Here is a 13,433-nt window from a genome sequence, read left to right on the forward strand (position 1 = left end):
TAACGCGGTGCTCCCGTGACGCCGGGCAACCGCGTCGGCGGTACCGGGTCACATCGCCAGGGTCATCCCGACGACGGCGACGGTCATGGCGAACACCTCGCCGCTGCGGACGGCACGGCGGTCCTCCCGGGCCCACTCGTACCGGAGCAGCCAGCCGCTGAAGGCGCAGTACCCGATCACCCCGGCACCGAGCACCGCCGTCAGGACGAGCGCGTGCGCGTGCACGGCACCGCCGACGAGTTCGGAGGCGTGACCCATGAACAGCATGCCGGCCATGACCACCGCCGAGAGCGCCCGGTGCACGTCCATCGGTTCCGCGCGACGGCCGTCACCCCGACGCCGTCGCACGACGGGCAGCGGCGCGAGGAACAGCAGCAGCGCCGCGGCGAGGATCGTCCACGACGGCCCGGCCTGGACCACGGGCATGAGCATGGCGACGAGCATGACCGCCGCGGGCACGATGACCCCGGGCCGCGGGCGGTACCGGTCCCCGACGATGCAGCAGACCGAGGCGAACTGCGGCACGACGAGCACCGCGTCGGCGACGGTCGCGTGCATCGGGGGTGTCAGCCCTCGGTGCGGGCGGCGCGCTCCTGCTTCACGCGCACGTTCTCGGAGCGGACCGCGGCCTGCGTCGAGCGCTCGCGGACGAGCCACTCGGGCATCTCCTGCAGCAGCTGCTTGATCTGCTCGGTGGTGAGGACGTCGTCGACGCCGGCGCGGGCGAGTCCGGAGATCGAGACGCCGAGGCGCGCGGCCACGACCGGGCGGGGGTGCGGCCCGTCGCGACGGAGGTCCTGGAGCCACGTCGGCGGCTCGCTCTGCAACTCGTCGAACGTCGTGCGAGCGATCGGGCCCGCGCGGAACGACTCCGGGGTCGCCGAGAGGAGGACGCCGAGCTTCTTGGCAGCGGTCTCGGGCTTCATGGTCTGTTCCTGGGCCATGGTGACAAGGGTACGGCCCGTATGCTCGGGTGCATGACCGCGCTCGCCATCGCCTTCGTACCCGGGGTCTCCCCCGCCAAGTGGGTGCGGGTGTGGCGGGAGCGTCGTCCGGACGTCGACCTGGTGCTCCTGCCCGTGGAGGCCGACGGCGTCACCGCGGCGATCGAGGGCGACGCGGACATGGTGTTCGCCCGGATGCCCGTGCCCGAGCAGCACCACGCGATCCCGCTCTGGACCGAGACCGCGGTCGTCGCTGCCCCGAAGGACTCCCCGCTCGCCGACCTCGACGAGGTGACCGAGGCGGACCTCGCCGACGTCACGGTCCTCGACGCCGGCCCGGTGCCGCCGGACGTGTCCGCTGCGCTCGACCTGGTCGAGGCGAACGTCGGCGTCGTCGTCCTACCGCAGTCGCTCTTCCGCGCGGCGAGCCGGAAGGACCTCGTGTCCCGACCGCTGGCCGGCTCCCCCGGCACCCGCGTCGCCCTGGTCTGGCGCGACGAGGACGCCTCCGAGCTGACCGAGGAGTTCATCGGCGTGGTCCGCGGCCGCACCGCCAACAGCTCTCGGAACCAGGCGGACCAGCCGGGAGGCCCGGATCCCGACACCGCGGACCGTGCCCGCCCGGCGAAGGGCGGTGGCAAGGCCACGGCGTCCAACGCGAAGACCGTCGCCAAGCGGAGTGCGACGAAGGGCACCGGCGCGAAGAGCGGCGGCGGGAAGAACTCCACGGGACGCGGCCGGACGCCGCGCGGCATGTCCGGCAAGCCGAAGCGCGGCTCGAAGGGCAACCGGTGACGGCCCCGGACGACGGGCGAGCGGAGCGGCCGATGCGTGCCGTCCGCCTCGTGCCGATGCCCGCGGACCGACTCCCCGGGTGGCTCGACCGTTCCATGGCGGAGTACGTCGAGTCCCGCGTGCGGTCCGGTGAGAGCCGCGAGCAGGCCGAGGCCAACAAGCAGCGCTCCCTCGACACCTGGTTCCCCGGCGGGTCACCCGCGGCGGGGCACCACGTGTGGGAGCTGACCGACCAGGACGACACGGTCGTCGGGCACCTCTGGATCGGCCCGTTCACCCCGGGCAGCAGCGACTGGTGGGTGTTCGACATCGAGGTCGACGTCGACCACCGCCGGCAGGGGCACGCGCGACGGGCGTTCGAGCTCGCCCACGAGGTCGCCCGCAGCGAGGGCGCGACGAGCATCGGTCTCAACGTCTTCGGCTACAACACCGGCGCGCGCGAGCTCTACGAACAGCTGGGGTACGAGGTCGCCTCGCTGCAGATGCGGCTCCCGCTCGGCTGACGCCGGTGCGGACGGGCTCGTCAGTCGGGCCAGACGCCCGACGTCCCCCGGCGGTGGCTGCCGACGAGGTGCGTGTCGACGATCCCCAGCGCTTCCATGAGCGCGTGCATGGTGGTCGGTCCGACGAAGGCGAACCCGCGTTTCCGCAGCGCCTTCGACAGCGCGGTCGACTCGGGACTGGTGGTCGGGACCTCGGCGACGGTCCGTGGCCTCGGGGTGTCGGCGGGCCGGAAGGACCAGACGAAGTCCGCCAGTCCGCCGTCCGCACGGAGCGCGATGGTCGCCCCGGCGTTCGTGATCGTCGCGGCGATCTTCGCCCGGTTCCGGACGATGCCCGCGTCACCGAGCAGCCGTGCGACATCGTCCTCCCCGAACCCGGCGACGACGTCAGGGTCGAAGTCCGCGAAGGCCGCCCGGAACGCCGGGCGCTTGGCCAGGATCGTCCGCCACGACAGGCCGGACTGGAACGCCTCGAGCGACAGCCGCTCGAAGACGCCTCGTTCGTCCCGGACGGGCATGCCCCACTCGGTGTCGTAGTACTCCCGCAGCATCGGGTCGACCGATGCCCACAGCGGTCGGGCGCGGCCGTCCTCGCCGGTCACGAGATCCGTCGTCATCGTCCCATCCTGGCGGACGGCACGACCGGTGCGGCGTCAGTCGGCGTGCGGGCCGTCCTCGGCCGCGGCCGGGTCCATCCAGACGTACTCCCAGCGGTGGCCGTCCGGGTCGACGAAGCTGCGCTGGAACATGAACCCGAGGTCCATCTCCGGTCGGTCCTCGGTCCCGCCGGCCTCGACCGCGGCGTCGACGATCCGGTGGACCTCGTCCTTCGTCTCGGCGCTCAGGGAGTTGATGACCTCGATCGTGTCCGACGCGGCGATGGTCTTGTCCGTGAACTCGGAGAACTTCGCGTGCGTGAGGAGCATCACGTACACGGTGTCGCTGATGACGATGCTCGAAGCGGTGTCGTCACTGAACACCGGGTTCAGTGGGTAGCCGAGTGCCCGGTAGAACCCGGTCGCCCGGTCCAGGTCGGACACCGGCAGGTTGATGAACACCATGGTCGACATGTGCGGTCCCTTCGTCGAGACCAACCTGACCCCTCGTGCCCGCTCGCGCAACCGTTCCGTGGCGGAACCGCCCCGGCCACGGCCGCTCGCTAGGCTCGGAGCATGCGCATCCTCGTCCTCAACGGCCCGAACCTGGACATCCTCGGCCGCCGTGACCCGGAGCAGTACGGCACGGTGACGCTCGCCGAGATCGAGGCGATCGTCCACACCGAGGCCGCGGTGCACGAGCTCGAGGCCGACTTCCGACAGACGAACCGCGAGGGTGAACTCGTCGAGTGGCTGCACGAGGCGCTCGACGACTTCGCGGGCGTCGTCATCAACCCCGCGGCGTACGCGCACACCTCGATCGCACTGCACGACGCCGTCGAGGCACTGCGCGTCCCCGTCATCGAGGTGCACCTGTCGAACACGTGGAAGCGCGAGCCGTTCCGGCACGTCGACCACGTCGCCACCGCGGCGACCGCCGTCATCGCCGGCGCGGGCGCCGACGGGTACCGGCTGGCCGTCGCGCACCTCGCGTCGCTGCTGCCCCGCTGACGGCGGCGTCCCGCCGAGACGCCGCCACGTCGTCGCGGCGCCGCCGGATCCGGAGCCGTTTCGCGCCTCCCGGGGCGTCTCACCGTGACGGGGGCGTTCCGCGAGCCGGCCGGGAGGCCCGTCAGAAGTCGGCCGGCCGCCGCACGTCGTCGACGCCGGCGGCGACGAAGCCACCGCGGATGATCGGCAGCGCCCGACGGACGGCCTGGTCGATCCGCAGCTCGAGGTCGACGCTCGCGATGTCGTACCCGCCGGCCCGCTTCGTGAAGTCGCGCTCGTTCCCGAACACCGCGAGCGGGAGCGTCGTCGACTGGAAGAACCCGAACAGCGGTCGCATCTGGTGCTCGACGAGGAGCGCGTGGCGGTCGCTGCCGCCGGTCGCCGTGAGCAGCACCGGCGTGTCGACGAGGTCGTACTGGCCGATCCAGTCGAAGAACAGCTTGAACGCACCGGAGTACGCGGCGCGGAACGCCGGGCTCCCGACGACCAGCACGTCCGCCGCCTCCACCGCCGCCAGTGCGGCCTGGGTCTCGGCGGCCATCTGCTCCCGCCCGGCGGCGGCACCGAGGTCGGCCAGGAGCGGCCCGATCTCCACGGTGACGGACTCGGCGTCGGGCAGCTCGGCCACGAGCCGCTCCACCGTCGCCCCGACGAGCGTCGAGGTACGGGACGGGTCCGATGGGCTGCCGCTGACACCGACGACGAGGGTTCCGCTCATGCGCTCGATGCTCACACGTGCCCGCCGAGCAGGGTGTCGTTGTGACGACTTGTGTCGGTTCCCGGCCCGCCGGCGTACCGTCCGACAGATGCAGACCTTCCTGCCGTTCGCGGACTTCCGTGCCTCTGCCGAGGTGCTCGACGACAAGCGTCTCGGCAAGCAGCGGGTCGAGACGCTGCAGGTCATGCGTGCGTTGACGCTGCCGGACTACGGCTGGCAGCACCACCCGGTCACGGCGATGTGGCGCGGCTTCCGGCCGGCGCTGATGGCGTACCAGGACGCGACGTGCCGGGTCTGGCTCGAGCGCGGCCATGCGGACACGTGCCTCGAGAAGACCCTCGCGGACCTGGCCCTCGTGCCGGAGGACCTCGTGGCGTACGAACGCGGGGACTTCGAGGTCCCGTCGTGGAACACCGACGAGCGGGTGCACCTGTCGCACCGGTCCAAGCTCGTGCAGAAGGCGCCCGAGCACTACCGACCGTTGTTCCCCGACGTCCCGGACGACCTGGACTACCACTGGCCCGGCACCGTGGCGCACCGCACCTCGGCCTGACGGGACCGGACCCGCCGCAGATCTCAGGGGGAACGGGAGCGATCGTTCAGGGGTCGATCGTCCCGGATCCGCAGCGGGCCCGGTCGTTCCGGGAGCAGCACGGCAGGGGCCGGCGTCCCGGCCGGACGCGCATCAGGGGGTGCGTCCGGTCCAGCGCACCGCCAGCACGGCGGTGCAGACCTCGGGTGGTCAGGGGTGGAGCCGGCCCTCCCGGTACCGGTCGGCCTCCGTCGGCGCCGCCATGGACCGTCCAGCCCGGTCCAGGTGCGCCGGCAGCAGGGCACTCGCGAGGGTGGCGAGGGCACCGACGACGGCGATGACGCCGAGGGGCAGCGCATCGAGACCGTGTGTTGCGCCGACTGCCAGCGCGAGGACCGTGGCGGGCGCAGGCAGGAGCTGGACAGCTCGGAAGCGGTCGTCCTGCGTCGCCGGTCGGATCGTCACGTTGGCCATGTGACCACTCTGCCGGACACCTCCTGTCCGCAGAAGGGGGGACACGGCCCCAGAGCTGGAGTAGAACGTCTAGTACACCCGCTCAACCGAGCATCCGGACCGCCGCGACGGCCGCCACGACGGCGTCCACCACCTGCTCGCCGTCCGCCCGGGTCAGCGTCTCGTCGAAGGTCAACCGCACCGCCGAGCGGGCCACGTCCTCCGGCAGGCCGAGCGCCGTCAGCACGTGTGACGCCTCGGTGCTGCCCGCGGCACAGGCGCTCCCCGACGACGACACGACGTCCCGGCGCTCGAGTTCGAGCAGCACCGTCTCGCCGAGCACGCCCGGGAAGCAGAACGACGCGTGTCCCGGCAGTCGGCGGTCCGGCGACCCGGTCAGCACGGCGCCGGGCACCCGGGCGAGCACCCCGGCGACGACGGCGTCCCGGACCGTGGTGGCCGTTCCCGCGGCTGCGTCCCGTCCGGCGAGGACACTCCCCCACGCCGCCGCCAGACCGACCGCACCCGCGACGTCCTCCGTGCCCGAACGTCGGCCGCGCTCCTGTCCACCGCCGTGCAGGAGTGGCTCGAGCGCGACACCGGCCCGGACCGCCAGGGCCCCGATGCCCTTCGTCGCACCGAGCTTGTGCCCGGACACCGAGACCGCGTCGACCCCGAGCACGTCGAGCCCGACCGGCAGCCACGGTGCGGACTGCACGGCGTCGGTGTGGAACCGCGCACCCACGGCGTGCGCGACCTCGGCGAGTGCCCGCACGTCCTGCACCGTGCCGATCTCGTTGTCCGCGTGCGCGACGGTCACGAGCGTCGTGTCCGGGCGGAGTGCGGCGCGCAGGGTCTCGGGCAGGACGGTGCCGTCCGCCGTGACCGGCACGACCGTGACCGTGAAGCCGTGGTGCCGTTCGAGGTACCGGCAGCTCTCGAGGACGGCCTCGTGCTCGACGGCGCTCGTCACGACGTGCCGCCCGCGGGGTGCACCGAGCGCGATGCCCTTCACCGCGGTGTTCGCACCCTCGGTGCCGCCGCTCGTGAAGACGACCTCGCCGGGCCGACAGCCGAGGGCGCGGGCGACCGCCGAGCGCGCACCTGCCAGGCCCCGGGCCGCGGCGTCCCCGACCTCGTGCGTGGAGGACGGGTTGCCGAAGGTGCCGGTCAGGTACGGCCACATCGCCTCGAGGACCTCGCGGCGGACGGGCGTCGTCGCGGCCCGGTCGAGGTAGAACACGGCGTCAGACCGGGCGGACGTCGACGTCGAGCCCGAGGTCGAGCGCCCGCGCCGAGTGCGTGAGGGCGCCGACGGACACGAGGTCGACCCCGGTCGCGGCGATCGCGGCCACCGTGTCGAGCGAGACCCCGCCCGACGCCTCGACGAGCGCGCGGCCCGCCACGAGGGCCACGCCCTCCTCGAGCATCGGCACGGTGAAGTTGTCGAGCATGACCGTGTCGACGCCCGCGGCGACGACGGGTTCGATCTGGTCGATGCGGTCCACCTCGACCTCGAGGTGCACGGTGTGCCCGAGACGCCGTCGTGCGGCCCGGATCGCGTCGCCGATGTCCGTGCCGCCGGCCAGGAGCACCGCGAGGTGGTTGTCCTTCGCCAGGACCGCGTCCGACAGTGACGTCCGGTGGTTGTGGCCGCCACCGCAGCGCACCGCGTGTCGTTCGAGCGCGCGGAGACCGGGCGTGGTCTTCCGGGTGTCGACGACCCGGGTACCGGTCCCGGCGACGGCGGCGACGTACTGCGCGGTGAGGGTCGCGATCCCGGACATGCGCTGCACGAGGTTGAGGGCGACCCGCTCGGCACGGAGCACGGACCGCGCCGACCCGGTCACGCTCGCGATGACGTCCCCCGCGGCGAAGACGTCCCCGTCGCGGAGTGCCACGGACACGGCGAGGTCGGGGTCGACGGCGTGCATCACGGCGATGAACACCTCGCCGCCAGCGAGCACGCCGGGCTCGCGCGCCGCGAGGGTCGCGGCCGCGGTCGCCGTCGCGGGGATGAGGGTCTCGCTCGTGACGTCACCCCACGGCGCATCCTCCTCGAGCGCGGTGTCGATCACCCGCCGGAGCACGTGCGGCGGGACCGTGCCGGGGTCGGTGTCGGCGGGGGCGGTGGGAGCGGCCTGGGCGGTGGGAGCGGTCATGCGAGTACCTCCTGCAGGGCGGTGGGCGCGGCGTCGGACGGTCCGGCCGGTCGTGCCCGGACCCATGCGGTCGTCATCGGCGCGGTCGGGTCGGTGTCAGGGTGGTCGGTCCGGGCGTGCGCACCGCGGGACTCGGTCCGGGCCTCGGCGGCGAGCGCCGTCACCCGGGCGAGGTCGAGCAGCGCCCGGTCCTCGGCACCACGCACGGTCGTCGGCAGCGGCGCCGGCACCGCGGCGAGCACCCGCCGGGCCTCCGCCGACCCGGCGGCGTCGCGCAGCAGGCCGACGTGCTCGGTCATCACGGCCTGGACCGTGTCGCGGACGGCGGTGTCGGTGCCGACCCGGCCCGGGCCTCCCGGCCGGTCGCCGACCGACAGACGCACGCCGTCCACCGGACGGGAGGCCCGCCTGCCGTCCGGCGGATCGGCGACGACGGTCGGCGCGAGCGTCGCGTCGCCGCGCAGCCGCGGCCGGTCGGGGCGGGGGGACCCGAGTGCGTCGGCGGCGCGGACCGCGAACACCAGGCCCTCGAGCAGCGAGTTCGAGGCGAGGCGGTTGGCGCCGTGCACCCCGGTGCAGGCGACCTCCCCGACGGCGGAGAGCCCGGGCAGGCTGGTGCGGCCCTCGGTGTCGGTCGCGACGCCGCCCATGGCGTAGTGCGCGGCGGGTGCGACCGGGACGCCCTCCCGGGTCCAGTCGACGCCGGCCGCCCGTGTGGCCCGGGTGAGGCCGGGGAACCTGGCGAGCAGGAACGCGGGGTCGAGCCCGGTCGCGTCGAGGAGCACGGGGCGCCCGCCCTGGGCACGCATGGCGCTCGCGATCCCCCGCGCGACGACGTCCCGCGGCGCGAGCTCGGCGTCCGGGTGCACGTCGCGCATGAAGCGGTGCCCGCGCTCGTCCCGCAGGACGGCTCCCTCACCGCGGACGGCCTCGGAGACCAGCCCACCGCCGGGCACGGCGAGACGCGTCGGGTGGAACTGGACGAACTCGAGGTCGGCGAGCACGGCGCCGGCCCGCCAGGCCGCGGCGGCACCGTCCCCGGTGGCGACGAGCGGGTTGGTCGTCTCGCGGTACAGGTGGCCGGCTCCCCCCGAGGCGAGCAGCACCGCGTCCGCGTCGATCCGCCGCGGTTCGCCGAGCAGGTCGAGGACGTCGACGCCGACGACCTGTCCGTGGCGGACGACGAGGTCGGTGAGGCAGGTCCGCTCGAGGATGGTGACGTGCCGGCGGTGCAGTGCGGCGACGAGGGTCCGTTCGACCGCGGCCCCGGTCGCGTCGCCGCCCGCGTGCAGGATGCGCCAGCGCCCGTGGGCGGCCTCGCGCCCCCGCGCCAGGTCGTCGCCGTACCGGTCGAGTGCGGCCGGGTCCGCCGTCCGGTCGAACGGCACCCCGAGGGCGAGCAGGTCGCGCACGCGGGCCGGACCGTCGGTGCAGAGGACGTCGACGGCGCGGGCGTCCGCCGTGCCCGCGGCCGCGACGTGCGTGTCGTGCTGGTGGAGGGCGGCGGTGTCGTCGGCCCCCAGGGCGACCGCGATGCCACCCTGCGCGGACGCCGTGGCGCCGTCGGTCAGGGTGCCCTTCGTGACGAGGGTGACGTCGTGCTCGGTGCTCGCGCGGATCGCGGCGGTCAGGCCGGCGATCCCCGACCCGACGACGACGACGTGCATCAGGCCCGGGTCCCCAGCGGGCGGGGCTTCGCGGCGAGCATGCGTTCCAGCGCGACCTTCGCGTCGACCTGGACGTCGGCGGGGACCACGATCTCGTTGAGCACGACACCGTCCACGAGCGCCTCGAGCACCCACGCCAGGTAGCCGGGGTGGATGCGGTACATGGTCGAGCACGGGCACACCACCGGGTCGAGGCACGTGATCGTGTGCTGCGGGTACTCGGCGGCGAGCCGGTTGACCATGTTGACCTCGGTGCCGATCGCGAACGACGTCGGCTCGGTGGCCGCGGCGACGGTCTTCCGGATGAGGTCGGTGCTGCCGGCGACGTCCGCGGCGTCGACCACGGCCATCGGGCACTCCGGGTGCACGATCACGCGCACGTCGGGGTCCTCGCGGCGGGCCTGCTCGATCTGGTCGACCGTGAAGCGGCGGTGGACGGAGCAGAACCCGTGCCACAGGACCACCTGGGCGTCGAGCAGCTCGGCGGCGGTGTTGCCGCCCCCGGCCAGGCGCGGGTTCCACATCGGCATCCGGTCGGTGCTGATCCCCATCGCCTTCGCGGTGTTCCGGCCCAGGTGCTGGTCGGGGAAGAACAGCACGCGCTGCCCCCGCTCGAACGCCCACTCGAGCACCGTCGCTGCGTTCGACGACGTGCACACGATCCCGCCGTTCCGACCGCAGAACGCCTTGAGGTCGGCGGCGGAGTTCATGTACGTGACCGGGATGACCGGGACACGGCCGTCGGCGTCGGGCTCGGAGCCGTACAGCGCGGTCAGCTCCGCCCAGGCGGCCTCGACGCTGTCGATGTCGGCCATGTCCGCCATCGAGCACCCGGCTGCCAGGTTCGGCAGGATGACGCGCTGGTCGTCCCGCGCCAGGATGTCCGCCGTCTCGGCCATGAAGTGCACACCGCAGAACACGATGGCCTCGGCGTCGGGCTTGGTCAGGGCGGCGTTCGCGAGCTGGAACGAGTCGCCGAGGAAGTCCGCGTGGCGCACGACCTCGTCCCGCTGGTAGAAGTGCCCGAGGACGACCACCCGGTCGCCGAGGGTCGCCTTCGCCCGCTCGATCCGCTCGTGCAGCTCCTCGTCGGGCGCGTGCTTGTACTCGTCCGGCAGCACACCCTGGCGGGGCGCCGTCGTCGGGATGACGTCGGACATCGACGACCCGGGGCCGTACCCGGGCACGGCGTCGAAGTCCCAGGTGGGAGCGGCGAGGTCGGGCGTGCAGGTGGTGCCGGCCGCCCGGCCGTTCGAGATCAGTTCGATGGTGGTCGCGATGGACACGGTTCCGTCCCCGTTCAGTGCGCGGTGGTGGGTCGGGTCGTCAGCGGGCCGTTGTCCGCGTACGACAGGTCGGGGTTCGAGCGGTACAGGCGGGCCGGTCGGTGCCGGTCGCCGCTCGTGGTCTCGTCGGTGGGCAGGACCGCGTTGCTCTGCGCGACCTGCCGCCGGAAGTTCGCCGGGTCGAGCGTCCGGCCGAGCACGGCCTCGTAGACACCGCGGAGCTCGGCGAGGGTGAACCGGTCGCCGAGGAACGCCTGCGCGATCCGCGAGTACGACACCTTGTTCCGGAGCCGCCAGAGGGCGTACTCCACGATGCGGTCGTGGTCGAACGCGAGCGGCGGGTGCTCGTCGGCGAGGAACCACCGCACGTTCCAGTCGTCGGGAACGACGTTCGCCTCGTCCGGGTGCACGAGCGCCCAGTAGACGACCGACACCACCCGGCTCGGGGAGCGGCCGACGTCCCCGAACGCGTAGAGCTGCTCGAGGTACCGCGGCTGCACCTTCGTCGTCTCGCGGAGGCGCGCGGCCGCGGAGTCGTCGAGGCCCTCGTCCGCGCCCACCCATCCGCCCGGCAGCGCCCACGAGCCCTCGTGCGGTTCGGTCACGCGGCGGACGAGCGGCATCCAGAGTGCGGGGACGCCGGTGTCGGGATGTGGGCGGAGCGCGACGATCACGGTGGAGACCGCGACGCGGATGCCGTGCTCTGCCATCCCCGCTCCTCGTGTTCAGGTCATGCTGACCCGATCTGTTCGGGTACTGATGACCGTATCACGGCGGTCACGGGACCGGAACGCACCGGGAACGTGAGGGAAACACGCCGCACCTAGCATCGCGTCATGGGCAGCACGACCACGAGGAAGCACGCCGTCGTCAGTGGCACGGTGCAGGGCGTCGGGTTCCGGTGGTGGACCGCGCGGAAGGCCGACGGACTCGAACTCGCCGGGTACGCCCGGAACCTGTTCGACGGCACCGTCGAGGTCGAGGCCGAGGGCCCCGCTCCCGCGGTCGACGCGCTGGTCGTCATGCTCCGCTCCGGCCCGCCCTCGGCGAGCGTCACCGACGTGGCCGTGCGGGAGGTCGCGCCGCACGGCGACGAGGACGGCTTCCGCATCCTGCACTGACCGTCCACACGCCGTTCCACCCGACGTTCCCCGACTCGGGAATGATCGGGACCCGCCAGTGCTTCCAGCCTCGGTACCCGTCCGTCCGGGTGCGCGCCACACCACGATCCTCCAGGAGCCCCCTTGACCCAGGCCGTCGACTCCGCGCCCCGTACCGGGAGCCTCGAAGCCCCCTCCCCCGCCGGCACCCGACTCGTGATCGGGCTGCTGCTCGTCTCCGCGTTCGTCGTCATCCTCAACGAGACGATCATGGGTGTGGCGCTGCCGCGGCTCATGGACGACCTCGGCATCAGCGCCGCGACCGGTCAGTGGCTCACCACCGGCTTCCTCCTGACGATGGCCGTGGTGATCCCGGTCACCGGCTACCTGCTGCAGCGGTTCGACACCCGCCCGGTGTTCGTCTGGGCGATGAGCCTGTTCTCCGCGGGCACCCTCGTCGCGCTGCTCGCGCAGGGATTCACGATGCTGCTCGTCGGGCGCATCGTGCAGGCCAGCGGCACGGCGATCATGATGCCGCTGCTCATGACCACCGTCCTCACCCTCATCGAGCCCGCGCACCGCGGCCGCGTGATGGGCAACATCTCCATCGTCATCTCGGTCGCCCCGGCGATCGGGCCGACGATCTCCGGCCTCATCCTCAACGCCTTCTCGTGGCGCTGGCTGTTCGGCTTCGTGCTCCCGATCGCGCTCGCCGCGCTCGTGCTCGGCATGGTCAAGGTGCGCAACGTCTCGACACCCCGCAAGTCGGCCATCGACGTGGCCTCGGTCATCCTGTCGGCCTTCGCGTTCGGCGGGATCGTCTACGGCCTGTCGAGCATCGGCGAGAGCGGCACCACCGGCCCGGCGCTGCCGATCACCTCGCTCGTCGTCGGGTTCGCAGCCCTCGCGGTGTTCATCGTCCGCCAGACCCGACTGCAGCGTCGCGACGCCGCCCTCCTCGACCTCCGCACCTTCAGCACGAAGGGCTTCACGATCCCGATCGTCGCGATGGCGATCAGCTTCATGGCGATGTTCGGCACGCTCATCCTGCTGCCGATCTACCTGGAGCGCGTGCTCGGTCTCGAGGTCCTCAGCGTCGGCCTGCTGCTGCTCCCGGGTGGGCTGCTCATGGGCCTGTTGTCCCCGATCGTCGGTCGCATCTACGACCGCCACGGACCGCGCGTCCTGCTCGTCCCGGGCTCCGTCATCATCAGCGCCGTGCTCTGGGCGCTCTCGACCGTCACGGCGGACACCAGCGTCTGGTTCGTGCTCGGTGCCCACGTCGTGCTGAGCCTCGGCCTCGCGCTCACCTTCACGCCGCTGTTCACCTCGGCGCTCGGCGGACTCCCGCCGCGGCTGTACTCGCACGGCAGCGCAGTGCTCGGCACCGCCCAGCAGCTCGCGGGCGCCGCGGGCACGGCACTGTTCGTCACGCTCCTCACCATCGGGGCCACCAGCGCGGCCACGAGCGGTGACGCCGCGGACACGGCGACGGCCACCGCGTCCGGAGTGCACCTGGCCTTCCTGGTCGGCGCCGTGATCTCCCTGTTCGGGATCGTCGCCTCGTCGATGGTCCGGAAGCCCGTCACCCCCGAGGGCGCCCCGGCACCCGTCATGCACTGACGCTCCCGACCGTACACGAGGCGCACCACGCGCCCCGGCACGC

General features: G+C 73.0%; 17 protein-coding genes. 6 read left to right on the top strand and 11 right to left on the bottom strand.

All coding sequences use genetic code 11. The features are described from left to right. Positions 1–48: 48 nt before the first annotated feature. Both DEI84_RS06120 and DEI84_RS06125 read right to left on the bottom strand, forming a co-directional pair. Positions 49–558 carry a hypothetical protein gene (locus tag DEI84_RS06120; protein WP_110824674.1) on the bottom strand — a complete coding sequence of 170 codons (510 nt, stop codon included), beginning with the start codon at positions 556–558 and terminating at the stop codon, positions 49–51. 8 nt (positions 559–566) lie between these two features. Next, positions 567–944, bottom strand: a complete 378-nt coding sequence (locus DEI84_RS06125; protein ID WP_110824675.1) for a DUF5997 family protein — start codon at positions 942–944, stop codon at positions 567–569. Positions 945–977: 33 nt separating this feature from the next. Between DEI84_RS06125 and DEI84_RS06130 the strand changes: the two genes are divergently transcribed. Beyond that, positions 978–1,739 carry a LysR family transcriptional regulator substrate-binding protein gene (locus DEI84_RS06130; RefSeq protein WP_181419556.1) on the top strand — a complete coding sequence of 254 codons (762 nt, stop codon included), beginning with the start codon at positions 978–980 and terminating at the stop codon, positions 1,737–1,739. A 32-nt stretch (positions 1,740–1,771) separates the two neighbouring features. After that, on the top strand, positions 1,772–2,242 hold the full coding sequence (locus tag DEI84_RS06135; RefSeq protein ID WP_146236317.1) for a GNAT family N-acetyltransferase: 471 nt from the start codon (positions 1,772–1,774) through the stop codon (positions 2,240–2,242). Between the two features lie 20 nt (positions 2,243–2,262). Here the strand turns inward: DEI84_RS06135 and DEI84_RS06140 are convergent, their stop codons facing one another. Further along, positions 2,263–2,859, bottom strand: a complete 597-nt coding sequence (locus tag DEI84_RS06140; protein ID WP_110824678.1) for a DNA-3-methyladenine glycosylase I — start codon at positions 2,857–2,859, stop codon at positions 2,263–2,265. A gap of 36 nt (positions 2,860–2,895) precedes the next feature. Next, entirely contained in the window at positions 2,896–3,312 is a 417-nt protein-coding gene (locus DEI84_RS06145) for a VOC family protein (RefSeq protein WP_110824848.1), read from the bottom strand. A 102-nt stretch (positions 3,313–3,414) separates the two neighbouring features. On the opposite strand from DEI84_RS06145, the gene aroQ reads away from it, so the two are divergent. Further along, on the top strand, positions 3,415–3,849 hold the full coding sequence (gene aroQ / locus DEI84_RS06150; RefSeq protein ID WP_110890059.1) for a type II 3-dehydroquinate dehydratase: 435 nt from the start codon (positions 3,415–3,417) through the stop codon (positions 3,847–3,849). A 121-nt stretch (positions 3,850–3,970) separates the two neighbouring features. On the opposite strand, the gene DEI84_RS06155 is transcribed toward aroQ, so the two are convergent. Further along, complete coding sequence (locus tag DEI84_RS06155; protein WP_110824849.1) at positions 3,971–4,567, bottom strand: NAD(P)H-dependent oxidoreductase; 597 nt, start codon at positions 4,565–4,567, stop codon at positions 3,971–3,973. 88 nt (positions 4,568–4,655) lie between these two features. On the opposite strand from DEI84_RS06155, the gene DEI84_RS06160 reads away from it, so the two are divergent. Next, a complete protein-coding gene (locus DEI84_RS06160) occupies positions 4,656–5,120 on the top strand; it encodes an MSMEG_6728 family protein (RefSeq protein WP_110824680.1) in 465 nt (154 codons plus the stop codon). A 189-nt stretch (positions 5,121–5,309) separates the two neighbouring features. On the opposite strand, the gene DEI84_RS06165 is transcribed toward DEI84_RS06160, so the two are convergent. From DEI84_RS06165 to DEI84_RS06190, 6 genes are all read right to left on the bottom strand, one after another. Then, positions 5,310–5,573, bottom strand: coding sequence for a hypothetical protein (locus DEI84_RS06165; RefSeq protein WP_110890060.1), 264 nt, complete (start codon positions 5,571–5,573; stop codon positions 5,310–5,312). Positions 5,574–5,655: 82 nt separating this feature from the next. Further along, positions 5,656–6,795, bottom strand: a complete 1,140-nt coding sequence (locus tag DEI84_RS06170; RefSeq protein WP_110890061.1) for a cysteine desulfurase family protein — start codon at positions 6,793–6,795, stop codon at positions 5,656–5,658. Between the two features lie 4 nt (positions 6,796–6,799). Then, positions 6,800–7,714: a carboxylating nicotinate-nucleotide diphosphorylase gene (gene nadC, locus DEI84_RS06175; protein WP_110890062.1), complete on the bottom strand. Its 915-nt coding sequence runs from the start codon at positions 7,712–7,714 to the stop codon at positions 6,800–6,802. After that, a complete protein-coding gene (locus tag DEI84_RS06180) occupies positions 7,711–9,381 on the bottom strand; it encodes an L-aspartate oxidase (RefSeq protein ID WP_110890063.1) in 1,671 nt (556 codons plus the stop codon). The genes nadC and DEI84_RS06180 overlap by 4 nt, the downstream gene beginning before the upstream one ends. Next, positions 9,381–10,667: a quinolinate synthase NadA gene (gene nadA / locus DEI84_RS06185; protein ID WP_110890064.1), complete on the bottom strand. Its 1,287-nt coding sequence runs from the start codon at positions 10,665–10,667 to the stop codon at positions 9,381–9,383. The genes DEI84_RS06180 and nadA overlap by 1 nt, the downstream gene beginning before the upstream one ends. Before the next feature lie 14 nt (positions 10,668–10,681). Next, on the bottom strand, positions 10,682–11,377 hold the full coding sequence (locus tag DEI84_RS06190) for an NUDIX domain-containing protein (RefSeq protein ID WP_110890065.1): 696 nt from the start codon (positions 11,375–11,377) through the stop codon (positions 10,682–10,684). 126 nt (positions 11,378–11,503) lie between these two features. On the opposite strand from DEI84_RS06190, the gene DEI84_RS06195 reads away from it, so the two are divergent. Beyond that, positions 11,504–11,788 carry an acylphosphatase gene (locus DEI84_RS06195; RefSeq protein ID WP_110824687.1) on the top strand — a complete coding sequence of 95 codons (285 nt, stop codon included), beginning with the start codon at positions 11,504–11,506 and terminating at the stop codon, positions 11,786–11,788. Positions 11,789–11,911: 123 nt separating this feature from the next. Then, entirely contained in the window at positions 11,912–13,390 is a 1,479-nt protein-coding gene (locus DEI84_RS06200) for a DHA2 family efflux MFS transporter permease subunit (RefSeq protein ID WP_110890066.1), read from the top strand. Positions 13,391–13,433 lie beyond the last annotated feature (43 nt).

Origin of the sequence: Curtobacterium sp. MCBD17_023 (assembly GCF_003224415.1) — a bacterium.
Lineage (GTDB): Bacteria > Actinomycetota > Actinomycetes > Actinomycetales > Microbacteriaceae > Curtobacterium.

Bases quoted from the DNA above. Each gene is read 5' to 3' on its own strand.
- DEI84_RS06130 (WP_181419556.1), top strand. From the start codon at position 978: ATGACCGCGCTCGCCATCGCCTTCGTACCCGGGGTCTCCCCCGCCAAG.
- aroQ (WP_110890059.1), top strand. From the start codon at position 3,415: ATGCGCATCCTCGTCCTCAACGGCCCGAACCTGGACATCCTCGGCCGC.
- DEI84_RS06160 (WP_110824680.1), top strand. From the start codon at position 4,656: ATGCAGACCTTCCTGCCGTTCGCGGACTTCCGTGCCTCTGCCGAGGTG.
- DEI84_RS06140 (WP_110824678.1), bottom strand. From the start codon at position 2,859: ATGACGACGGATCTCGTGACCGGCGAGGACGGCCGCGCCCGACCGCTG.
- DEI84_RS06165 (WP_110890060.1), bottom strand. From the start codon at position 5,573: ATGGCCAACGTGACGATCCGACCGGCGACGCAGGACGACCGCTTCCGA.
- DEI84_RS06145 (WP_110824848.1), bottom strand. From the start codon at position 3,312: ATGTCGACCATGGTGTTCATCAACCTGCCGGTGTCCGACCTGGACCGG.
- DEI84_RS06135 (WP_146236317.1), top strand. From the start codon at position 1,772: ATGCGTGCCGTCCGCCTCGTGCCGATGCCCGCGGACCGACTCCCCGGG.
- DEI84_RS06195 (WP_110824687.1), top strand. From the start codon at position 11,504: ATGGGCAGCACGACCACGAGGAAGCACGCCGTCGTCAGTGGCACGGTG.
- DEI84_RS06190 (WP_110890065.1), bottom strand. From the start codon at position 11,377: ATGGCAGAGCACGGCATCCGCGTCGCGGTCTCCACCGTGATCGTCGCG.
- DEI84_RS06155 (WP_110824849.1), bottom strand. From the start codon at position 4,567: ATGAGCGGAACCCTCGTCGTCGGTGTCAGCGGCAGCCCATCGGACCCG.
- DEI84_RS06180 (WP_110890063.1), bottom strand. From the start codon at position 9,381: ATGCACGTCGTCGTCGTCGGGTCGGGGATCGCCGGCCTGACCGCCGCG.
- DEI84_RS06125 (WP_110824675.1), bottom strand. From the start codon at position 944: ATGGCCCAGGAACAGACCATGAAGCCCGAGACCGCTGCCAAGAAGCTC.
- DEI84_RS06120 (WP_110824674.1), bottom strand. From the start codon at position 558: ATGCACGCGACCGTCGCCGACGCGGTGCTCGTCGTGCCGCAGTTCGCC.
- nadC (WP_110890062.1), bottom strand. From the start codon at position 7,714: ATGACCGCTCCCACCGCCCAGGCCGCTCCCACCGCCCCCGCCGACACC.